Here is a 20973-nt window from a genome sequence, read left to right as displayed (position 1 = left end):
CCCCTCCCCGGCATCCATGGGTGCCGGGATGAGAAGATTGATAGATTTCTATGCAATGGTACAAGCCGGAGCGCAGCGAAACGCCCAGTACGCGGTGTAGCCGTGGACGTAACCATCGGAGTACACATACCACGTAAGGTACGAGGTGCCCCGAAGAGCCGAGCGGGTCCAGTGTCGGCAGGTGTTGCCATCCTCTGTGAATTTCACTCTGTTCGCCTTATTTTCATAAAATTCGTATGGTGTTTCCTCCGGGTCGAACTCCTCTTTTGAGAGTAGGAAAAACAAATCTTCTGTCTGTTCTCCATTGCTGTTGTTTTTCTTCACTTTTGCCAGGTAAGGAATGAGGTCTGCAAATCTTTCTTTGAACTCATCACTCTGTAAATATTCTCTCAGCTCGGAATCCGCCCATACATTACTGCCGTAATCTCCTTTTGTATCGAACTCTCTCGCCTCAATCGCTACATGAGCCTGGATTGTCATGCTATGGTCAAGCGTTTTGTCCGCAAGTTCCTCCACATCAAAGCCGATAACATCGTATGGAACCTCTTTTCCGTCAAACATAATCCAGATTGTATCTCCAACCGAAACATGGTTCTGGATTTCTCCGTTTCTGATAAGTGCTCTTAATTCATCCAGCGTAAATGTTTTCTTGTATTTATGTGTGATGTTCAGCTCTTTTCCGGTATCTTTTGACTTTTCATGCTCCTGGTCCGAATCCACACCAGGCATGGCGCAGTTGCAAAATGGATGCAACGGTTCTGCGCATACTGCCTCTGCTAATTTCTGTGCCGTTTCGTTTACTCTTCCTGCCGCAAATTCCAGAAACGCATCTCTTTCCCTCTTGATAAACTTCTTGCTGCCTACTGCCTCCATACGGAATCCGTATGCACTTAATCTGATTGAATTGATACTCATTCTTTTTGTCCTCCTGTTATTCGATATGTTTTGTTTCTCCTGCAAAGCAATTTCCGCAGAACCGGTATATGCCTTTCTCCACCCTTTCAAAAGTCGGGAAAGTGTCACGCTCCGTTCCCATCTCATCGTCCATCACTCTGCTGTATGGCGCACCCACCTGCAAGTATCCATCTCTGTATATTCTTGGTGTTGTGACATCCATAAAATATATGAATACGCTTTCATCCACCAGGTCACCCGGTTTCGCATAATCATACCAGCTATATTGGCAATTACCGTTTGCCTCTCTTTCCCAGTCTTTCATGGTCTTGAGCTTTCTCCGATGCATTTTCAGCCGCCTTTCTGTATTCACTTACTATGTAGCTGTCCGCATGGAATCCGTTCAGGATATTAACTGCCTGTAATTCCGTTATTCCGCATCGGTTCTGTAACTCAATTCTTAATTCTCTTCGCTCCCTTATGTCCTGCCCTGCTGTGTCCGGCAGAGCTTTTGCACGTTTCCGGTATTCTTCTACAATCGCCCTTGTCAAAAGTTCTGCCATACCTCTGTTACCTCCTATACGCCCGAAGCAGACGTTTTCTGTAATTCTGTGATAACTTCTTTCAAAGCATATTTGCCATTCGTTGTAAGCTGCCTCTGCCAGCATCCATTCTTCGGTGACCATCTGAAACCATGTTTTTTTACAATATCCCTTGTTTCTTCATCCGGTTTTCCATCAAAGAAAAGCTGTAATCTCATAAGGTCTGTATTTTCTACCACTTTGAAGAAATCGTTCCCTGTTTCCTTAGTTCCTGCCTCTTTTGCCTTTTTCAGTCTTTCCAGTCTTGCCTTGGTATTTTTGATTTTTGCATTATTGTTTGAAAGCTGATACCCTGCGAATGGTGCATCGCTCAAATGCCAACTTTCTGACATAGCCTTTTTCAATTCTTCCTGCTGTGAAACGGAAAGTTCCGGGCATCCCTCGACTGTTTTGTGCTTTCTCCAATATGCATTGACCGCTTTCATTCTGTCCTGAAGCTCTGTAAGGCTTTCCAGCTTTTCCTCCAACATCTCAATGGCCTGTGCGTCCCCGGATAAAATCGGCTGGTTCATTGTGAGCAGATTTGTAATCTTCTTTGCATAGGATTCCAGGCTGTTCCACTCCTGCATGAGTGAATCCCTGCGGCTGTTCTGCTTGTTCTTTTTCTTAACCGGGAAGTTACCGGCTCCAGAAATCAGAACTGACGGACAGCTCGCTTCGTTTCTGTAGTAGGAATTGTAGTATTCCGCCAGCTTTTTGCTGTATCTCCCTGCCATTCTCTCTGCCTTTTCAGCAAGGTTCGGTCTCTTCTGTTTGATTTTCTCAACAACCGCATAGACACTCTCCACTCGCTTGCGGTATTCCTCTGTTGCGCTGCCCTGCTTATAATCACTCATTGAATTGGCATCGTTGGCGGCTCTTGCCATATCCTCGCTGATTGTATAGAACTGAATCTCCATTATTCGTCCTCCTCCATTTTTAAGATTGTTCTGTGCTCATATTTCATCGTTGCCTGTGAATCTTTGAACTTTGAAAGCTCCCAATCTGAATTGTAAGGATGGAAGTTAAGGTATCCATCACTGCCAACTGATATGCTCGCTGACATTTCCTCGCCATTCCCTTTTAATGCCTCCTGAATTGCTTTCAGGTGCGGATATACTGCTTTGCATAATTCCTCGAACTGTTTCTCTGTCATTTCAATTTTTTCTTTGCTCATTTTTGTGAGTTCCTTTCTTATTCTGCTGTTGCGTGGAAGAACATTCTTTCCACTTCCTCTGCTCCCTCTTCCGCATCCATGATACCGGCTGCCATCTCATTCAGGATTGAGCCAACATACAATGCCTGTAATGCTTTTCCTGTCTGAATCAAAATCATCTGTACGCCGTTGTTTTCCTTGGCTGTAGCGGTTGCCCCTGTTCCATATAACCTGTTTTCGACTGCATTCATAAGCTCTTTGAATAATCCCATCTTCATTCCTCCTTGTGTTGTAACTCACTATATTGAGTTGTTTGAGTATATACTAACACGTAGTAGGTAGGTGTCAATACCTTTATTAACAAAATCTCAATTTTTTGAGTTTACTTTTCAGGTGGTACTATTTCGAGAGAATATCCCATAGAATTTATGACGTGCTCAATAATTATGAATCTTGCAGAATCATCCTCTGTATCAGCCGCTATATCTTCCAGCTTTGTTATATCCGGCTTTCCATCCTGCGTCAGTTTAATTTCAAAACCAAGACCGTCCGCAATTTTTTTGATTGTTCCATAGGTTGGTGATACTCCCACATTCAGTTTGTACCACAGATTCTGCCTGGTCCATCCGATACGTTTTGCCGCCTCCTCGTATGTGATACCATTATCGAGCATATACTGCTTGAATTTTTCTATAATATCCACTGCCTACACCTCCACAAAATTGAATTTTGGATGTTTCTTTCGCTCCTCGCATTTCTGGAACCACTCCTGCACCTTTTCTGCACAGAAATCTTTCCCGGCTGTATATTTCCCACTCGAAAAAATAATGCCACTTTCACTGTCAATTTCGTGAATCCAGTACACATATCCCCCATAATTCGGTCGTACTGAAATTTCATACCACTTTCCGAATCTATCGGTCGGAAATGTCAAGAAATCGCATCCCGGCTTTTTGGTGTAGTCAAGCTGCATCTGGTCGAATATCCAATCTGCCAATTCGTCCAGATTTTCAAACGTCTTGTCGAACGCTTTCTGGTTATAATCGTTATAATACTTTACGATTTTTGCTGTTATCATTACGCACATTCCTCCTGGTATTTATATTTTATGCCCTGCATATTCTCTTCCCATTTGGCAGACTCGGGCGTTAATTTTACGAACTGTTCTACAATCTCTAACAGTTCATCTTCGTCCAGTTCCACCATCGGGCAGCCGTATTTGCTTTCCAACTCTTCCTGCTCCTCATCCAGGAACAGATAGTCCTCTCTCAATGGCGGCGGCTCTTCATCATCCCACTGGCTCCGCCTGCGTGGTGGGTTTTCAAATTCTTCTCGCCTGCGCTCCCAGTATTCGTCCTCATCCGGTATATTCCACACTTTAGTCCTCCTTGAGATTCCCCAGGATTTCATCTGCCCTTTGCATAATCTCTGCAAATTTATTGTTTGCCTCTTCCATCTCCTGGCGTTTTTTCTCTCTTGCCTTGTAAAATTCTTCATTTTTCAGCTCATCTTCCCACCCATTTATGAACTGTCGAACCTCCCGGACATTATTAAACCCGCATTCGTTTTCATAGTCATTTCTGGCTGTGAAGATAACGTATTTCTTTTCCCTGCGCTTATCATCAATGGCAACTCCGAAATACAACTCATCTCTCTGCTCCTCATCAAGAGGCTCGAATCTTACATCATCATAAAGTGGCCCGACCATCGGGCAATTATTTTTGAACCACACCCGGTAGTTATCCAGTATGTAATCGCTTGTGATACCTTTCAGAATCCCCCAGATTTTCGCCAATCTTCCTGCAAGTGCCTTATCATCGCAAAACCAGTCATACCAGCCTGCCTCAATCTGTGTTTCTCTGTCTTTCGCAAGGAAATCTCCCTTGCGGTATCTCTCGCAAAACTGTCTTAATGTCATATCTGCCATAGCTGTTCCTCCTATTGTTCATCGTTTGTGCTCATCGCCTTGTGCTCCACTCTCCGGCGTTCAGACCTTGCTTTCTTTTTCAAGTTCCTTTTCCATCTTTTGATTGTCTGTGCTTTTGTATGATTCCGAGAAAAATCGTAATCATCCAGAATGTATCTCCCTCCGCTTTCTCTTTCTCCGTATGCGTGCATCTTTCTCCGGCTCACGCTTCTGCCCTCCCTCCATTCTGTATCTGCCTCTTAATCGAGGCAGACTTCCTGTGAAATTGTGTACTGTTCTTTTAATTTATCGAACGCTTTATTGGTTACTCGGTATTCGTTCCAGCCTACCCGGTAATGCCCCGGTGTGCAGAAATCCTTATCCGTATATTTTTTCAGGAATGTAATTCCCCGGCCTTTGATTTCCAGTGGCGTATCAATAAACCAATGACCGCCATAATATCCCCGGCTCGCCTCCATCTGGCAATCAGGCTTTGCGCCTCCCATCTCCGGCGTATACTGATACACCCCAGGTTCGGTTGCCTCCTGCGACTCCTGCTTTTCTGGCTGTGTCAGCTCCAGGCGTTTTCCTCTGCCAATCCTGCGAAGAGTGTACATCTCTTTTTCAGAAATATATCCTTTCTGAAAAAGCTGTTCTACGCTTTCAAGATAGAAATTGCAGGATTCTAAAGAATCGCAAATCTCAAATAACTGAATCAGATTGTTATAACCGTTGCTATGTTGTACCGGAAACTGGATAATCTGTGCTGCCATGATTTTGACCTCCTACTCACTTTTGTGCGTTTCATAACTCATTCTTATGAGTTTAATATAACACGTAGTAGGTAGGTGTCAATACCTTTATTTACAAAAAGCTCAAAAAATGAGTTTTATTTCTTTTCCTTGCTTTCCTCTGGATTTTTCTTCGGTCTGCCTCCAAGTTTTCCTCTTTCCTGCTGTTTCCGGCAGTATTCTTTTCTTGCCTCGGTTTCCATATCCATTTTTGTCCGAATGAATATAAATGCCATATCCGCCGCCGCACTCAAGTCTTTTGGTTCTTCGCCCCTCCATCTGTAAATCATAAGCGCTTTGAAGAGTGCCCCCATATCTCTATCGCTCAACGTCATTACCGGCTCTGCAATATCAGGGTGTAGAATTAAATCCTCCATGCCTCACGCCTCCTATCTGCCTTTCTTGATTCTATCTGCCTTTGTTTCTGTTGCCTCGCTTTGAAGAAATTTCTTTATTCCCTCTCTGCAATACTGTCCTGTGTACGGATTCGGACACGCTCGCTCGCCAGCTTCATGTGCAATCGCATCATCATAAATACAGTACGCGCATTTCTTGAATGCCCCTCTCAATATTGCACTTGCTATCGCATCATCGCTTGCACTGTTAAGCATTTCCCTTACTGTCATAGCTCCCTGTACCTCCTGTTCTGAATAAATCACACGCCATCATAAAGCCTGCGATGAATCCCTGCTTTTCTCTGCTATCTCCATACTGGACCATACTGTCCCATATATCGCCCTGCAATTTCATAAGGCTGTTATCTGCTTTGCTGCATATATTTCTAAACTGGCGAATCGCCTCCTGCTCCTCTCCGCTTTCTGCGCTCTCCATGCGCTCATCGACATATGCCTGATACAGTAAATCAATCGTTCTCACTTTCCGCCCTCCTGTTCCGTTATCCTAAGTAATCGTACCTTGTGTGCCAGTGGTATTGGTAAAATCCATTGGCAGGGTTAATCCCCTCGTACCGTTCTCGCCATTCTTTCAACATTTCCCGATATGTAAACAGCTCTCCTGTTTCTTTATTCCGGTACAGTTTCGCCGGCTGTTCGCCGGTATTTTCTTTATCCATCCTGCTCGCCTCCCTCTTCCGGTAAATACTCAACTTTAATGTGAGCCGCCATGAAGCAATCAGGTTCTCCGTCAAATTCGTTGCCTGCGGATGAGTTGAGCGTATCTCCTCTTTCCTCGCAGCACTCTCTCGGACTGCAACAGTCTGTATTCTTCCAGAGCTTTCCGTTTTCATCCTCATACACGTACCGTCCCCAATCATCCCTGCCGATATATTTCAGATGCAATGTTTTATCTTTACAGCAGCCAATTCATAATTGATAACATCAAAATGTCCGAGCGGCTTTTTGTATTCGATATAGCCCCATGCCTGGCAGCCTACTTCCTCAACAAACTTTTTATTGTCGAAGTTCTCAATCTCCAGGACTTCGTTATTTTTGGCTTCGGGTATCCTCCCGGCATGATTGGACGCTGTGTGCTGTAATACCTGTACCCTGCCGGGGAGATTTTCTTTTCTTTCGCATCAGGGTAATGTGCTATGACATCCTGTTTCGCATCCTCTATTGTTTTGAATGGTCCTGTCCCTGCGGCTCCTTTTCCCTTGTCCTCATCATAAAGAAAATGATTGTGGTATCCATCAACGTCCTGGACTATTGCGATATGATTCACGTATCCATCATCCATATGCAGTGCTGAATGAAACATTGCTACAATATTCGCCATCATTTGTATGTCCTCACTTTCTGCCCTCGTACCTCCGGGGCGGGTAACTGTTTTATAATTCAAATGCCATTGCTGCATCTTTCTCCGATGCTCCCTGTTCCATGCAGCGTTGTATCTCATCAACTGCCGTTCCTCTTTAATCTCCCTGATTCTCTTTAAGGTTGGCCAGTCCACCAATGCGCCCACGCAATACGCCTTTTCCATAAGCTCCTCGACTTCGCTGATTCTTTCCTGGACCTCATCCCACTGCTCGTCTGTATATGTGTGTGCCGGTGCCTCCTGCATGTCAATTTCGATGCATTTCAGCTTATCGTGCATCGAATACAGGTTGAAATGTTCGCTCTCGTTTACTCTGTACTTTTTCATCAGCTCTGCTCCTCCTAAAACATAGTATCAAGAATCCTCTGGATAAGTTTTTCGCTTTCCTCAACCAACTGTTTGTTATGTCTGTTGTCCTGCACAGCCTGCTTAAATTCTGCGCTATCCGGATTGTCCGCAAATTCAACAATTTTTCTGGCGGATTCTTCTGTTCTTCTTATCGCCTCCGTCTTGCTATCAATAAGAATAGCTTTTATTGCGCCAGCCTCTTCCAACGTGAGAACTTTCTGTTCAAGTTCTTCGACAGTTCTCTTCTCTGCTTCATAATCTTTCACTGCACTTTCGTACATTTCTTTATATTTTGCTGCCTCTGCCGCCGAACTTTCGGCTCTCTGTTTCATGCTGCATCCGAAATCATTTTCAATGTTTCCCTCGGCAATTTCAAAGCATCCCTCAAATGCCATGCTGATATAGCTATCCTCTCCAAGGTCTGTCACGATTTTTTTGATTTTTTCCAACGCTTTCCGTTCCTGCTCTTTGGTTGCTGCCATCTCTATGTCCTCCTGCATTCCGCTCTTGATTTCTTCCACCGCCCTGCTATAATAAAAGGGTAAGGCTTGGCGGTGGCAGGAACCGCCTTACCCTTATTACGGATTGGAAACCCTCTTACTTACCAGGTGTCGGGGTTTCCTTTTTTAATACCTCAATTTTCTTTCGTATGATGCCTGCGGCATCTTCTCCGGTCTTTGCTTTCAGCTCCACGTTTTCTGCTAATGTTTCTAAAAATAAAATCAACTCTGTCTGTGTCATTTCAAATTCCTCCATGTACTCTTAACCTCCTGCCTTGGTTTATTCCAACTCGTTTTATTGAGTTGTTGACATTATAATAACACGTAGGTTAGTAGTGTCAATATGCTTATTTACAATTTTTGAAAAAGTTTTTGAGGTACAAATGAACATAAATATATTTATATATCTGTATCTTTATCTGTTTCTGTATCTGTATCGGGTTTTTTCGGTTCAGAAAATAACCGTTCGGTAATTCGGTTTTTATTTTAGAAATGAATCATCAGAAAATCCTTATTTTATGCGGCTTTCAAGGATTGTAAGAAAATAACCGTTCGGTTTTTCGGTTTTCTGTACTGGTGGTACAAATTTTGAAGTCCAGGTTTGAACCTGGTACAAACTCAAAAAATAAACCGAAATTTTCCGAACGCATAAAAAAATAACCGTTCGGTATCGGTCGGTTACCAAACGATTATTTTATCAACTCAATATTTTGTGGATAATGTGAATAACTATGGGGATAACTCTGTTATTGTATCTGCTCAATATCTCCATTATCGAGATAAACTATAAAATCCTGGAGGACTGTTCCACTGAACATCAGGTTAGCATCGTGCTCCTCTCCCTTTACATACTCATGGACCGTAACGAACAGGTTTCCGCTAAGATACTGTATCTTCGTTGTTGTATTATTATAAAAATTCACAATGCAGTGAATCTCATCATCGTTCGTAAATTTCCATTGGTAGTAATCTTTTGCGTATTCCACCATCTGCACATCCGCAGAAATGGCAGACACTCTCCACTTTCCAGTAACATCATTCCGCACTTTATCCCTGGAAAAGGTTGCATCTATATCGTGACAGCTCTTGTCACTGATTCCGTACATTCCATCCCGGTGTGGTACTTCCTGCGTTTCAGGCTCTTTGGATTCCTCCTGCGTGTCCTCTACCGCCGCAGGCTCTGTTGTTTCTTCCTGCTTTATCAATTCCCCTGTTGTGTAGTTATACGCATCCTTACCGGTTGTAGGATAATACAAATGTCCGTTCTCGCTGTCAGTGATATAAACAACCGTCCAGTTATTATTCAGGTACTGGCATCTGACGATAAGGTTTTGTGCATCTGTGATAAGGTAAGCCTCCATATCGACAACACTTCCGGCTGTCTTGTAATTCCCCCAATAGCAATCAGAAACTTTCTTTACTCCAATCGACTGTAAAGCCGTTTCCAGAGCTTTGACCGCTCCATCCCCATCCGGGCATGATTCAGCCTGTTCTTGCGTTATTTTTGTGAATCCGTCCGGCATTTCTACCGTCGATGTCGGCTCTACTTCGCTACTTTCGCTTTCCGCTACGCTCTCGGTCTGCGAGGTATCAACATCCGTTGTACCCCCCCCCGAACATCCGTTCAGGGCAAGACCAGTTATGGCAAACGCCAATAATAAAAAATGTCTTTTTCTCATTCCTCTTAGACCTCCTGGCTTTTTCTACAGTCTACCATATATGCATAATATTTTCGAGTATAAAAAAAGAACCCCTCCACCACATTTTGTGTGATAGAGAGGTCCGTTCTCCTTATTTGTCAAGCATTAACAGCGTACAGAATATTCTGACTGTAACGAAAACCATCCTGCGCCAGATTTCAGCTTGCCCCATTTTACGCCATTTACAGTGCGTTCTTCCACTACTGTATATTTGTAATTCTTTTTCAAATATCCCAGTACCTTTGTTCCACTGGTTCCAGGATTGTCCCTGTATCTCAATCCATCAACTGTGATTTTTACCACATAGTTGCATGACGTTCCGGTATTTGCCGATGCCGGATATACCTTGTTTCCGTTGGAATCAAATACGCTATAACCCTTATTTTCGTCAGCACATTTTTTTGCGTTTTCCAGGCTCGTAAATGCACCTTTCTGACTCGCTGCATCAGCCCAGGTTTTACGCACTCTGTACATCTGCTTTGTCTGCGTTCCACCGGAAGTGCTGTTGCCGGTTCCTCCACCATTAAGGATGGATTTTACCATATTTTTGAATGCTACCCATTCAGCATTGTTACTTCCTGCCATCTGTGCCGGGCAATTCTTTCCTGTAACATCCCAGTGACGGAGTACATACTTGTCAACTTCGCCTGCACTGATGCCAAGCATTTTACAGATATACGCGCACAGATATGCGGCGTTCTGTTTAGTCTTTTCGGAAATCTTATAATTTCCGGCGGTACAGCACATCTCAATACCGATACTGTTTGCATTTCTGCAATATGCGTGTTTATATGTCTGCGCTCCACAATGCCATGCTACAGAATTTAACGGTACACTCTGGTAGATTTCCGTATCATCCACAAACAAATGGGCGGATGCATTTCTTCCGGCTCCACCGAAATAGTTTGCATTCGCCCTTGCTGTGTCCTTATTATTTCCTGTGTAATGCATAGTCACGTATGAAGCATCTCTGCTTGACCTGCTGCTGTAATTATCCAGGTTGCATCTCAAATCAGATTTGATTTTAATTCCATTGATAACGGCTGAAAGCCATCCTGTTGTAATCGTCTTTCCCATGATAGATGTTCCTCCTTTTCCAGACGCATATTTGTCATAAAATTTCTGTCCGCATTCGGCTCTTTCTTTTTGTACGGAACTTCCCTGGTTTGCCGGTTTTTCAAAATTAAGCAGTACGGCATTTGATGCCTGGGAAACGCTCGTTGCTGTTTTCAGCACGTTCAGCACAGATTTATAGCTGCTGCTCAATTCCTGTATAAGAAATTCGAGTTGCATTTCCAGGTCACCGATGGAGGCTCCCTTTTTCTGCGCATACTTCTGCAGGTTTTGTTTTCTGCTCCAATACGTCCACTGCGCAATGCCGTATCCTGCTTTGTCATGTACGAAATTCTGATAATCGCCATTGTCTACGGATGTTGTGTAGGTATCATCCGTAAATCCCAGTATTTTCTCGTAGGTATTCTGCAAGTTAATAGGGCTCAACCCACTTTCTCGGTCCAGATTTCCCATCAAACCTGCAACACCAAATGGATTAAGCCCCTTGCTTATCAGAAAATTCCAGATGCGCTCTTCATTGCTATTTCCTTTGAGCGACATGGTATCATCTCCTGTCTTTTATTCAGTTTTTGTTGTCTGTTCGTCTACTGCTTCGATTACGATTCCTGCGTTTTCCTCCATCTTCATCTGCTTGACAGCCGCTTCAATCAAAATGTTAAGCTGTTCATCAGTAATGGAAATATTCTTTGCTGTCAGCATTTCTTTTAGCAGGTCAGTAACAATAGCTTTTTTCTCGGCTCCACTCTTTGATGTGAGTACCTGCTGCGCGTATAGTACGGCCTGTGTAACCATCTTTTCGATGGCTGCCATCTTATCCTGCTCGATTCTGCTTTTAAGCCAAGGAATAACGTATCTGGCAATTACAGCCACGCAAACCATAATCAGTAACTTTAATGCTTCAAAAATAATGTCATTCATCCTCTGTTGTCCTCCACATTTTCTATGTTTTCATTTTCACTGTTACTGGTCCCCATATACCGGGAACCCTTGCCGCCAAAATCGTTGTATTTGAATATGTTTTCAACACCTGCTTTGACTATGTTCGCCCCCACCACAATTCGGAACGTTTCATTCGTTTCGCTTATAAGAGTATCTAGGTAGCTGAATTGCCCGGTTTCCTTTATCGCAACCACAATCACGACCAGGGAATACAGCCAGTTCAGCACATACAATACCGACAGGCAGTTCACAATCATTTTGGTATGCTCCCACATCCAAAGAATGGCGGCTTTACTTTTATTTTTAGTAACTCTTCTTTTCCTCACTCCGCAACCTCCAATCAGTAAAGTTGATGTAAAGCCTGGGAGTTCAGGAAATCTTTCTGTTCATGCTTCACTTTCTGAGCATAATCCAGGGCGGCGTGCATATCTCCATTGCATTTCGCATCAGGGATACGCTGTACCGCTTTTGCTGTGGCTTCTCCGAGCGCAAGCGAGGCATTTATGCAGTTGATGATGCACAGCTCGCCCTTTTCTCTCGCCTGTTCCCTCTCGTCCTGCTCTTTCTGCCTTTTCTTGCGTTCCTCCTTGTCCCGCTCCTCTCGCTTCTCCATGTGGTGTTCCAAGCACCAAAAGCAAAAACCTGTGATTGCCGATGGAATCCCTATGGCGATGGCTAATGAAAATAAATCCATTGTCCTATACTTCCTTTCTCTCACTCCAACAAATCCCGGTAGTCAGCCGGTGCGTCCTGCGGAGTAAGGTTGTAATCCTCAATTATTTTCTGAATAACAACACTGAAAATGGCATCCGTAAGCGCATCCTCGAAAGGACGGTACGAATGCCATATCAAATGGTTATGCAGGTTGAATAATTTTTCTTCATTCTCCTGCTCTTCTGTATTCAGATGTAATTCCCTTGCCGCATCCTCCAACCGGTCAAAGTTGTAATATTCTGACAAGGGCGGTATCGATATTTTATTCATAAGGCATTATGCCAGGTGGACTTCTGCAAAGCACCTGCTTTTTCCCTCCTCTTACTGGTATTCCTTTCCGGTAATCTCCGTATATTCTTCTGCTGTGATTCTCTTTTTCTTGACAGCATTTTTTACCATGGCGGCGTTCCAGAAACCGCTGTCATGGTAACCTTTGATGTCCTCAAATTTAGGACTGTGCTGTACTTCCTGCGCCTGTTCCATGTTCTGTGTATCACTCATCGTCTACGCCTCCCATTTCGTTTTTATCTTCTGTCGGAATATCAATATCTGCCATCATAGCCAGATAATCAATCGTGGCTGCCTGCTCTGCAACTGTTGCACGCAGGTTTTCATTCGCCCGGCTATCATAAATACTGCCGTCCATCTGCTTAATTCTCATTGTCAGTTACCTCCGTTTCTTGGTCATTCCATAAACTCTTGTAAAATTTGTCCATGCGGCGTATAAGGTGAAAGGAATTTCCTTTGCTCGCATGGCTCCTCCATGCTTGATAACAGTCATCTACTTTCGCCTTTGTGATTTCGCCTCTTTTGGCTTTCCTCACCAGCTTACGGAGCTTTCTGCGCCTTTCTTTGACTTTCTCCGAGCTGACTGTCATGATAACTTTTCCAGTATCCGTCAACCGATACTTGAATCCCAGGAATGTAAAGCCCTCTTTAATGCTGAATACTTTCGTTTTCTTCGAGTTGTACTCCATTCCCCTGCTTGCAAGGTATTTCTCATTTATCAATTTTAGGTTTTCCAGATATTCTTTTGATGGATGGAACAGTGTTGAATCATCCATATATCTGCCGTAATCCTCGGCTTCGGTCTGCTCCCTCATCATATGGTCGTACTCACTTAGAAATGTAATACCGGCTATCTGTATCATTTGGCTGCCAGGATTATATCCCACATCCCCTGCGTACTGTCCGTCAAGAACAGTTGCAGTCTGCTCATACAGCCAATCGTCCAGTTTATCCCGGAACAATTCTTTTGTAAGGTCATGCCTCATATTCGGGTAATATCCATGAATGTCGCATTGTAAACCATAGAAATCTGTGCCATATTTCCGGTACATCCTTTGCAGAAATATTTTCATTCTATCCCTTGCATCGTCCGTTCCCTTTCCTTTCTGGCAAGCCCAATTATCACGAATGAGCTGTTTTGTCATAATCGGGTATAGAGCGTTATCATTCAAACTCCGCTGATATACCCTATCCCGAAAGCAAGTACTTATTATGTCCCTGGGTTTCGGTGATGTTATCTTAAATTGTGTTGTCGGCCTTGCTTTATAGGTTCCCTTTTCAAGCTCTTCGCTCAATTTGTAAGTTTCCTCCATGCTGTTAAGCACATAATGAGCAACCGAACCTTTCCAGGTAACCCCTTTCTTACTTTTCATCATTGAATCGTACAAGGCATCGAAACCGATTATCTCTTCTCTATCCACGTAATTTGAATTATTGTCCATAACGTATATAGCAGTACCAGTCCTTTCAAGGGCTGACTGCATCGCTACAGTGGTGTTTTGCCATTCGGCAAGGATAAGAACTCCTTGTGTTAGATTGGTCGGAGCACCACCTCTGTGAGGCAGCCGTATGTCCTAAATACCACACAATCCGGAGCGCAGCGATTAGCCCAGTTCGCGTTGTTGTTGTTGACGTTACCATCGGAGTTCACATACCACGTATTGTTCGAGTTGCCCCGATTAGCCGAGCGCAGGCGGACGTTCTGCGTTTCAGTCCTCATCCCTGTATAATAAACACTATTTCCGTTGTTTTACGGCATAGCGTTCACTATCGCTTTCATTCCAGTTTCGTATCATTCCCCGGATTTTTAATACTTTACCAACCCAGTATTTGACACGCTTTGATTTCAGGTGAAACGAGGATTTTGCGATGCCTATGAGTGCTAAAAGCCTGTTGCAATTTCTTGCGGCTCTTAACTGTAGACGGCTCCTCTCCTCCCAGTTGCTATCGCCACGTTTCTGTACTCTGATATTGTTTGCGTCCCATGAATCTATGTAAATATTCTTTGCGGTTTCCACAATATCGTCCGTAACGCAGCCTTTATATTCTGGAAGAAATATTTTCTCATTTCTTGTAATCTGGAGCGTATATGTCACAAGGTCCAACTCGTGCATGAATACGTCCATCTTACATGGTCGTCTTTCTCCCTCTGGTACTGCCATCTTGATTCCTCCTTTCAAAAAATATCCCGGCATCCGTGGGTGCCGGGGATTAAAACGATTATTCGATTAGCAAAGCCAACAAGCCGGAGCGCAGCGAACAGCCCAGTACGCGTTGTAGTAGTTGACGTTACCATCGGCGTACACATACCACGTACCGTGCGAGGCGCCCCGATAAGCCGAGCGCAGGCGGACGTAATGCGGCGAAGTGTGATTCTCAATCGCAAATGTACGAATCTGCGGATAAGTCTTGTACTGCTGCATTTTCTCCGCCATACCGGATGCACGTTTCCAGTATTCCCATACATCGTCCTCGCCAGCTTTCTGCGGATTGATTGACATTGCCTCCAAACTCGGCAGGAACACTTTATCGTAAGTTACCTCAATACCGTCCGTATCTCCATTGTCTGTAAGAGTGTTCTTCCAGGTGGATACTTTCGTTGCTTTCAATCTCTTTGTAAATTCCTCATCGAATCCGGTAAGAAATCCATGCTTTTCTTTGAGCTGGTCCGGTGTACGGTCAAAATTGTGCTGTGGTGTCCACCACTTACCGTTTGCCTCTTCGGAATTAAGCCACTGACGCATAGCACTCTGCGCCCAACGGTTATATCCGTAAGCTGTGCTCTGCAATCCATTCAATGGCGATGTCGGTTTGAAAGATAATGTACCAAGGGCGGTTCCGCCTGTTCCCTCCACCATCGCTACAGTTTCGATAGGGTCTGTTGCCGTATTGCTCTCGAATGAATATACTTTCCATTCGCTCGGGCTGACATCCGGTGCTCTGTATAATCCTGCAAGCTGTCCTTTCGCTGGTACAGGCTTCGTAAGCGTGAACTGGTATGTTTTACCCTTTACGCAGTTATTTCCCCAGGTATCACCGATAATGACATTGTAGGTTCCTGCCGGTAACTGCTCCTCGCAATACTTAAACGCCTGGAACTGGTTGAACTGCACGCCAAAAGGCGTTGCATAATGCCACTGTACCAACATTCCCGGTACAGTTTCGCCATCCGCAAGTGTGACATCTCCAAAATGTACCACATCAAGCGGACACTCATATGTTTTTCCGGTTGCTTTGTCGGTCCATGGTAAAATAATCTGGTCGCCATAATTAAAAACCTGGCTTGCATTTCCTGACTGAACCACTGCAAACACATCTGCAATGGAAGTCGGTTTGTAATTGTACCCACTGGCAATCGCTGTGAGTAATTCGTTCTGTTTCTCCATCAATCCAAGAAACTGCTGACCGGTTTTATCCAACAGCATCGGTTCTGTAATTTTGCTCATCTCTTTTATTCCTCACTTTCATAGGTTACGCATAACGTGCCATCGACAACTGAAAATCCATATCCGTCCATCTGCTCTTTTAATGCGATGTCATTCTCAATGAGCTGTTTCGGTGCCTGGTTCACATTATCCGCATGGTTTGTGTCGGTTGTTTCCACTATCGGAATGCTGTCTTTGTAGGTAGCGGAACTCGGTTTGTATGCTTTCATGGTTTCCTCCTCTCTGCCGGATTAGAAAACATCATCCAGCGTGTATGTCATTTCAATATCGTTATCCTTTCCCTTTCTGGTAAAGGTCTTGATACAAACAATATCGCCGTTGGCATCATACAGCCCAATTTCACTGATATACTGTCCGGCAAGCTCTGATTCTCCAAGCGTGCATTCGTATCTGCATGTGGTTTCTGTGATAAAGTTATAGCCGCTGATAGGCTTACGGAGCAGTTCCTTTTTCAGTGCTGTCTGTGTTTCAGACGGAGAAATAACATTTCCTGCGCTGTCTACTCCTCCAGAGCCAAATGCCATGCCGACAATTTTAGGAAGTGTAATCGCTCCTGCTCTTGCCTGTACCATTTTCTTTCTGGCTGATTTTGTAATAATTACATTCTGTGCCATTCTTAGATAGTCTCCTTTCTGTTTAATGAATTAAGCAATCTTGAACCGTTCATTTTCAATGAACCATCAAAATATGCCAGATTCCTTTTCACTGTGCAGGTAGCATTTCCATAACTTTCAGAAATGGATGCCACCGGTATTTTGATATTTGCCGTAGTCTTATTGTCTGCTCTGCAATAATTCATCAGCAAGTTTCCATCCATCGGAACAGAGCCATCAAAAAACAAAGACTGCCAGTTAAATGCTTTCGCACTGACAGTCTGCTTCTCAATATGCATTTTTTCTGATAGCGGAACTTTCGCCCTCGCTGTCATTCGCTCAATATCCAACGTTTCTGCAATCCGAAATTCGCCCTCTTTGTATTTCACTCCGAGTCGCATTTCATATTCGATAGCCGCATCCATGAGATGTGAACCATCCCACAACTCGGAACCATCAAACCGTCGAGCTTTCCAGAACGGTATTTTGAATAGCAACCCTATATTGCTGACCATGAATTTTTCAGAAAACACAATTTCGAACATCGAATAGTCATTCACAAAATATGTTGTATGTGATTCCTTTAATTTATCAATCAGCTTTCGGACTTTCTTTGAATCCAGCGTGCCATCGCCATTGAAAAAAGCCTTAAATACATTCGGGTGAGGCGGCTTATACTTCAATGGTCCTGCATCGTGGCAATCTGCTATATGTACCGTAAATCCGGTTGCATTTTCCAGATACCGCTCCATAATGTACGGTGTCATTGGCGAATGATAATCTCTCTTTTCGTATATCGCTTGTCTGCGCTCCTGGTAAGAAAGATTTTCCTGCACCGGCAATCCCCATTTTATTTCATGCCAGCATAATCCCCAGGTCGCTGTTTCCGGGAAAAACTGTTCCGGTAATTCCTCCGCTAGCTTCAAGGCCTTGTCATATTCCAACCCCATGACCTGAAACATCCATTTGCCGACATACGATTTATCGTAAAATCCGGGTGTCACATAGGACAGCATTTTTAAGGCGCTCTCGCTCGTCGGGAATAATTCCAATTCTTCATCTGTCATCGTCCGTCCTCCTAACTTCTGAAATCAATCGTTCCAGTAACCGGATATTCTTCTTTCTCCAACTTGATATTGCTCATTTTGCCATTTATCAGGAATGTGTCGAAGTCCTCCACTCCATCAATGGCAGTTATCAGCGGGCGCACATCATTGTATCGAAGTATCCCCTCGTTTTTCGCCACACCGTAAACGGTAAGCACCAACTTTTTGAAATCTTCCTCCACACGCGACTTGTCCACCGATTCATCCAGCAACAATCCAGTAATGGTATAATTCATCTTTACAGTGGTTGCAGCCACGCATGACAGTTTTGCGCACGCTGTCGGCAATAATCGCTGCATCCGGTCATTCGGAGAAACAATGTAGTTATATACATCATTTATCAACTTTGCATTTGCCGGCTGTCCGTTTCCATCTACCAGTACCAGTTTTACGGTTCCGGGTCCATCAAAAGCCGCCACAACGATGCAATCTCCTGCGCCTGCTTCTTTCGCCCATCGGACAAAATCGCTGTCATTTCCGAGGTATGTTTTGCTGTTATCATATTCAGCAAATATCCTGTCGAAATAATCTCCGTCCTCTTCCCGTACCGTTCCGCCAGAAATCGGCTCTGCATTATCTATGCCGGTAATGTTCTTGTCACTTTTTGCCATGATACATACGGTATGCGCTGCCACGTTTGAACCGATACCGCTTTCAACTGCTGTTACGGCTACTGTTACAGTGCCATCATCAGCTATTGTGCAGTCCTCATTCGTGGCAAATTCTATCGCAGGGTTATCATCTACAGCCGGTACGCAAAAAACGGTGCCTGCGGCTATTACGCTGCCTGCAACACCGGTAATTGTTATGTTTCCAGTCGCATACTGTTCTGCGTGCCTTGTCACATGAACCTGCGCCCCATGCAAATCGAGCCAATCATCCCAGGCATACTGCGGAAACGCAAGCATTACTGCCCTTATCAGATGATAATTGATAAACTCTGATTTTTCCTCTGCCGCCGGTCTTGTGAAATCATAAGGAAATCCGGCAGGCATATCGTCTATATCATCCGGCAAGCTCGCCATCATTCGCTCGTGTATTTCATCGGTTGTGCTCCCATCGAAGCACTCCGGTCTATGAAATTCTGGTTGCGCCATCTTACCACCTCCGTTCTAAATATTGATTTGAAATACTTTGTCCCACTCTTTCCCCTTAACCTTGAAAGAGCAGTTCATGCTATCGCCGTTCCATTCAAACTCGAAATCTCGCACCCATTCAGTCCTCGGATTTACAAGCAGTGCATCTCTGATGGTTCGCTCCACCATTGATTCGACTGTCTTTTCATCGTCCTGCGCCAGTGCGTCCTCCATCTCAACACCTATATCGTTGGAATATGCAAGGCAGGAATATCGTTCTGTCATAGATACTTTCATGCACCAAATCATGTAGCCCTCTTCTCCGGTACACTCCACAACCTGGTTTGCTGCATTTCTCACGAAATCCCCTTTTTCGGGATTCCATTTCATTGTCCTTTTGTATTGTGTATCATACTCGGAACTTTCTTCGATAAACGCAGGAACGGCAACTGTTACAATATTTGCCATCGTTTACCTCCTACGAACCTGTTACAACGTCTATGACGCAGGCTTCATTCATTACCCACGCCACAAGCACCCTGTCCCCAGGCTTTATCTGTGGAGGCGTAATTGTGTGACCATGTGAACCATCGCCGCTTGAATGTCCTCCATGCTTTCCGCCGCTTGTTGTAAAAGATAATCCTCCTACGTGTCTGCATACCGAATATTGACCTTTCGGAATTGCTACTGGGAAAGTATTTGTGATGAGGCTGCCGTTTCCCTGGATTTCTCCAAAGTCCAGGCATAACGATGTATCATTTTCTCTTCGCATCCTGTCACTTAAAACATTTGCCAGCTTATTTGTACCGGCATTCGCATCGAAATTTTCCACGTTATCGCCTCCCATTATTCAAAAGTTCCATCATCCACCCATCCGTAAACATTGCTGCCACTGTCAGTGTGTATCAAGTGCCAGGGATGAGTTTTTCCAGAACCATTTTTGATTGTTATTTTCGCTTTTCCGGCTCTTGCGCTATATCCTCTTGAACCAGAATAGGACGATACATAATGCGTACCGCCCTTAAAATTTACAATATCTCCGACATTGTAATCCTTTTTCTTTGTTGTCTGTGTTGCTGTTTCGGTCTTAGCAAGTTCCAGGTCCATTGTCATGCTGTAATTATCGCAATCGTGCCGGATTCCAACCACGTAATAATAATTCTGTGCGGAACCTATCATAACGTAAACTAAATCGCCTTTTCGGATGAATGGCACATCTGGAGCCTGCACTGTGATTTCTTCATCAATCACACCATCTTCATCGATGATTTTTTGTGCGGCTGTCTTTGCCTCATCCAGGCTTTCGTCTTTTCCTCTGGTGTAGATTCTCTGACGGATTCCGTATTTTGTAAGCCCATCTACCGTTGCCTCGACCGGAGAATTACCATCATCGTCTGCCTGCCCCAGCACCTTTACCCTGGTAACAAGGCTTGCGGTGCTTATTGACTGGCTGATAGATTTTGTGTTATCCACCCGGAACACATAAACATCTGTGTTCGTGCCACGCTCCACCACATCTGCATACCCCTCCGCCGCCCGGATGATGAATTTTCCTCCGCCCTTTTTGTAGGCATCGTCCAAAACATCCAGCAACATATCAGATACATACGAACTGCTGTATTTCATTTTTTCGTGAGATACATTCGGTCCGCTATATCCTTTTGTGGGTATTCCCCACTCGTCAAATGCACCGGTCATAATGGATTTTGTACCGGTTCCTGCGGAATAAAATTTGTTGTCCTGGCTCCTCTGCAAATCATACAGAGAATCATATGCAACGCATTTTAGGGTATTGGAACTGCTTTGCTCCTGCGGATTCCATTCCTGCACCGTTCCCCTTGCCACTTCTCTGTCCTGCTTTCCTCCATCACTCGCAAAAATACCAATAAGACATCCGGGTTTGATTAACTCTGATAATCGCCCCGCAGATGTCTTATCATTCTTTGCTGTAAATGAAGTTCGGACAGAAATCTCATTTTTGTTTTCTTCCCAGCCAAGACCTGTGACAAATTCTTTTATGTTATACTGCTTTCCGCCACTATCCATAACGGTAAGTCGGTATGCGATTTTTGATAAATCTATCATCTT

Annotated in this window: 37 protein-coding genes; all 37 read right to left on the bottom strand. The window is 44.1% G+C overall.

Annotated features, from left to right (window positions below; all coding sequences use genetic code 11):
• Nucleotides 1-48: 48 nt before the first annotated feature.
• Entirely contained in the window at nucleotides 49-915 is an 867-nt protein-coding gene (locus DXA97_RS05715; RefSeq protein WP_118718879.1) for a DUF6273 domain-containing protein, read from the bottom strand.
• Nucleotides 916-931: 16 nt separating this feature from the next.
• Nucleotides 932-1219, bottom strand: coding sequence for a hypothetical protein (locus tag DXA97_RS05710; protein WP_118651825.1), 288 nt, complete (start codon nucleotides 1217-1219; stop codon nucleotides 932-934).
• Nucleotides 1188-1457, bottom strand: a complete 270-nt coding sequence (locus tag DXA97_RS05705; RefSeq protein ID WP_118651827.1) for a hypothetical protein — start codon at nucleotides 1455-1457, stop codon at nucleotides 1188-1190. The genes DXA97_RS05710 and DXA97_RS05705 overlap by 32 nt, the downstream gene beginning before the upstream one ends.
• A 14-nt stretch (nucleotides 1458-1471) precedes the next feature.
• A complete protein-coding gene (locus tag DXA97_RS05700) occupies nucleotides 1472-2395 on the bottom strand; it encodes a hypothetical protein (RefSeq protein ID WP_118651829.1) in 924 nt (307 codons plus the stop codon).
• Nucleotides 2395-2652 (bottom strand): hypothetical protein, encoded by a 258-nt coding sequence (locus DXA97_RS05695; RefSeq protein WP_118651831.1) that lies wholly within the window; start codon nucleotides 2650-2652, stop codon nucleotides 2395-2397. Before DXA97_RS05695 ends, DXA97_RS05700 begins: the two co-directional genes overlap by 1 nt.
• Nucleotides 2653-2669: 17 nt before the next feature.
• Complete coding sequence (locus DXA97_RS05690) at nucleotides 2670-2903, bottom strand: hypothetical protein (protein ID WP_118651833.1); 234 nt, start codon at nucleotides 2901-2903, stop codon at nucleotides 2670-2672.
• Nucleotides 2904-3013: 110 nt separating this feature from the next.
• On the bottom strand, nucleotides 3014-3334 hold the full coding sequence (locus tag DXA97_RS05685; RefSeq protein WP_118651835.1) for a helix-turn-helix transcriptional regulator: 321 nt from the start codon (nucleotides 3332-3334) through the stop codon (nucleotides 3014-3016).
• Nucleotides 3335-3337: 3 nt separating this feature from the next.
• Nucleotides 3338-3709, bottom strand: a complete 372-nt coding sequence (locus DXA97_RS05680) for a hypothetical protein (RefSeq protein WP_118651837.1) — start codon at nucleotides 3707-3709, stop codon at nucleotides 3338-3340.
• Complete coding sequence (locus DXA97_RS05675) at nucleotides 3709-4008, bottom strand: hypothetical protein (RefSeq protein WP_118651839.1); 300 nt, start codon at nucleotides 4006-4008, stop codon at nucleotides 3709-3711. The genes DXA97_RS05680 and DXA97_RS05675 overlap by 1 nt, the downstream gene beginning before the upstream one ends.
• 1 nt (nucleotide 4009) lies before the next feature.
• Nucleotides 4010-4558, bottom strand: coding sequence for a hypothetical protein (locus tag DXA97_RS05670; RefSeq protein ID WP_118651841.1), 549 nt, complete (start codon nucleotides 4556-4558; stop codon nucleotides 4010-4012).
• Between the two features lie 239 nt (nucleotides 4559-4797).
• Nucleotides 4798-5310, bottom strand: a complete 513-nt coding sequence (locus DXA97_RS05660; protein WP_118651843.1) for a hypothetical protein — start codon at nucleotides 5308-5310, stop codon at nucleotides 4798-4800.
• Between the two features lie 116 nt (nucleotides 5311-5426).
• Nucleotides 5427-5705 (bottom strand): DUF6291 domain-containing protein, encoded by a 279-nt coding sequence (locus tag DXA97_RS05655; RefSeq protein ID WP_118718878.1) that lies wholly within the window; start codon nucleotides 5703-5705, stop codon nucleotides 5427-5429.
• 12 nt (nucleotides 5706-5717) lie between these two features.
• Nucleotides 5718-5954 (bottom strand): hypothetical protein, encoded by a 237-nt coding sequence (locus tag DXA97_RS05650; protein ID WP_147354083.1) that lies wholly within the window; start codon nucleotides 5952-5954, stop codon nucleotides 5718-5720.
• Entirely contained in the window at nucleotides 5932-6204 is a 273-nt protein-coding gene (locus tag DXA97_RS05645) for a hypothetical protein (RefSeq protein WP_118651849.1), read from the bottom strand. The genes DXA97_RS05650 and DXA97_RS05645 overlap by 23 nt, the downstream gene beginning before the upstream one ends.
• A 19-nt stretch (nucleotides 6205-6223) precedes the next feature.
• The gene (locus DXA97_RS20070; protein ID WP_182436809.1) at nucleotides 6224-6400 is read right to left on the bottom strand and encodes a hypothetical protein; all 177 of its coding nucleotides are present in this window, start codon (nucleotides 6398-6400) and stop codon (nucleotides 6224-6226) included.
• Complete coding sequence (locus DXA97_RS05640; RefSeq protein ID WP_182436808.1) at nucleotides 6393-6584, bottom strand: hypothetical protein; 192 nt, start codon at nucleotides 6582-6584, stop codon at nucleotides 6393-6395. Before DXA97_RS05640 ends, DXA97_RS20070 begins: the two co-directional genes overlap by 8 nt.
• 133 nt (nucleotides 6585-6717) lie before the next feature.
• Entirely contained in the window at nucleotides 6718-7428 is a 711-nt protein-coding gene (locus tag DXA97_RS20750; protein WP_243107568.1) for a hypothetical protein, read from the bottom strand.
• A gap of 14 nt (nucleotides 7429-7442) precedes the next feature.
• Entirely contained in the window at nucleotides 7443-7898 is a 456-nt protein-coding gene (locus tag DXA97_RS05630) for a hypothetical protein (RefSeq protein ID WP_147354084.1), read from the bottom strand.
• 148 nt (nucleotides 7899-8046) lie between these two features.
• Complete coding sequence (locus tag DXA97_RS20065) at nucleotides 8047-8205, bottom strand: hypothetical protein (RefSeq protein ID WP_182436807.1); 159 nt, start codon at nucleotides 8203-8205, stop codon at nucleotides 8047-8049.
• Between the two features lie 490 nt (nucleotides 8206-8695).
• The gene (locus DXA97_RS05625; RefSeq protein WP_118651857.1) at nucleotides 8696-9628 is read right to left on the bottom strand and encodes a hypothetical protein; all 933 of its coding nucleotides are present in this window, start codon (nucleotides 9626-9628) and stop codon (nucleotides 8696-8698) included.
• A 126-nt stretch (nucleotides 9629-9754) separates the two neighbouring features.
• Nucleotides 9755-11263: a phage tail tip lysozyme gene (locus tag DXA97_RS05620; RefSeq protein WP_118718875.1), complete on the bottom strand. Its 1509-nt coding sequence runs from the start codon at nucleotides 11261-11263 to the stop codon at nucleotides 9755-9757.
• An 18-nt stretch (nucleotides 11264-11281) separates the two neighbouring features.
• On the bottom strand, nucleotides 11282-11641 hold the full coding sequence (locus tag DXA97_RS05615; RefSeq protein WP_118651860.1) for a phage holin: 360 nt from the start codon (nucleotides 11639-11641) through the stop codon (nucleotides 11282-11284).
• Nucleotides 11638-11988 carry a hypothetical protein gene (locus DXA97_RS05610; protein WP_118651861.1) on the bottom strand — a complete coding sequence of 117 codons (351 nt, stop codon included), beginning with the start codon at nucleotides 11986-11988 and terminating at the stop codon, nucleotides 11638-11640. The genes DXA97_RS05615 and DXA97_RS05610 overlap by 4 nt, the downstream gene beginning before the upstream one ends.
• A 14-nt stretch (nucleotides 11989-12002) precedes the next feature.
• Nucleotides 12003-12356 (bottom strand): serine/threonine protein kinase, encoded by a 354-nt coding sequence (locus tag DXA97_RS05605; RefSeq protein ID WP_118651862.1) that lies wholly within the window; start codon nucleotides 12354-12356, stop codon nucleotides 12003-12005.
• Between the two features lie 20 nt (nucleotides 12357-12376).
• Entirely contained in the window at nucleotides 12377-12646 is a 270-nt protein-coding gene (locus DXA97_RS05600; RefSeq protein WP_118651864.1) for a hypothetical protein, read from the bottom strand.
• Nucleotides 12647-12697: 51 nt separating this feature from the next.
• Complete coding sequence (locus tag DXA97_RS05595) at nucleotides 12698-12877, bottom strand: XkdX family protein (protein ID WP_243101367.1); 180 nt, start codon at nucleotides 12875-12877, stop codon at nucleotides 12698-12700.
• On the bottom strand, nucleotides 12870-13037 hold the full coding sequence (locus DXA97_RS20060; protein WP_182436806.1) for a hypothetical protein: 168 nt from the start codon (nucleotides 13035-13037) through the stop codon (nucleotides 12870-12872). Before DXA97_RS20060 ends, DXA97_RS05595 begins: the two co-directional genes overlap by 8 nt.
• Nucleotides 13027-14085, bottom strand: a complete 1059-nt coding sequence (locus DXA97_RS05590; RefSeq protein ID WP_182436805.1) for an RNA-directed DNA polymerase — start codon at nucleotides 14083-14085, stop codon at nucleotides 13027-13029. Before DXA97_RS05590 ends, DXA97_RS20060 begins: the two co-directional genes overlap by 11 nt.
• Nucleotides 14086-14400: 315 nt before the next feature.
• Nucleotides 14401-14826, bottom strand: a complete 426-nt coding sequence (locus tag DXA97_RS05585) for a hypothetical protein (protein ID WP_118651868.1) — start codon at nucleotides 14824-14826, stop codon at nucleotides 14401-14403.
• Nucleotides 14827-14892: 66 nt separating this feature from the next.
• Nucleotides 14893-16110 (bottom strand): DUF6273 domain-containing protein, encoded by a 1218-nt coding sequence (locus tag DXA97_RS05580; protein ID WP_118718874.1) that lies wholly within the window; start codon nucleotides 16108-16110, stop codon nucleotides 14893-14895.
• 5 nt (nucleotides 16111-16115) lie between these two features.
• Nucleotides 16116-16319: a hypothetical protein gene (locus tag DXA97_RS05575; RefSeq protein ID WP_118651872.1), complete on the bottom strand. Its 204-nt coding sequence runs from the start codon at nucleotides 16317-16319 to the stop codon at nucleotides 16116-16118.
• Nucleotides 16320-16340: 21 nt separating this feature from the next.
• A complete protein-coding gene (locus DXA97_RS05570; RefSeq protein WP_118651874.1) occupies nucleotides 16341-16724 on the bottom strand; it encodes a phage tail protein in 384 nt (127 codons plus the stop codon).
• Between the two features lie 2 nt (nucleotides 16725-16726).
• A complete protein-coding gene (locus tag DXA97_RS05565) occupies nucleotides 16727-17770 on the bottom strand; it encodes a putative phage tail protein (protein WP_118651876.1) in 1044 nt (347 codons plus the stop codon).
• An 11-nt stretch (nucleotides 17771-17781) separates the two neighbouring features.
• Nucleotides 17782-18906, bottom strand: a complete 1125-nt coding sequence (locus DXA97_RS05560) for a baseplate J/gp47 family protein (RefSeq protein WP_118651878.1) — start codon at nucleotides 18904-18906, stop codon at nucleotides 17782-17784.
• Between the two features lie 15 nt (nucleotides 18907-18921).
• Nucleotides 18922-19353, bottom strand: coding sequence for a DUF2634 domain-containing protein (locus DXA97_RS05555; RefSeq protein ID WP_118651880.1), 432 nt, complete (start codon nucleotides 19351-19353; stop codon nucleotides 18922-18924).
• 10 nt (nucleotides 19354-19363) lie between these two features.
• Nucleotides 19364-19717 (bottom strand): hypothetical protein, encoded by a 354-nt coding sequence (locus DXA97_RS05550; RefSeq protein ID WP_243101372.1) that lies wholly within the window; start codon nucleotides 19715-19717, stop codon nucleotides 19364-19366.
• A 14-nt stretch (nucleotides 19718-19731) separates the two neighbouring features.
• Nucleotides 19732-20970, bottom strand: a complete 1239-nt coding sequence (locus DXA97_RS05545) for a hypothetical protein (protein ID WP_118718873.1) — start codon at nucleotides 20968-20970, stop codon at nucleotides 19732-19734.
• Between the last annotated feature and the right edge of the window lie 3 nt (nucleotides 20971-20973).

The sequence above is a fragment of the Clostridium sp. OF09-36 genome, assembly GCF_003481985.1.
Classification (GTDB): domain Bacteria; phylum Bacillota; class Clostridia; order Lachnospirales; family Lachnospiraceae; genus Brotaphodocola.
Note: the sequence above shows the minus strand (reverse complement) of the source record. Positions and strands in the feature narration are given on the sequence as shown.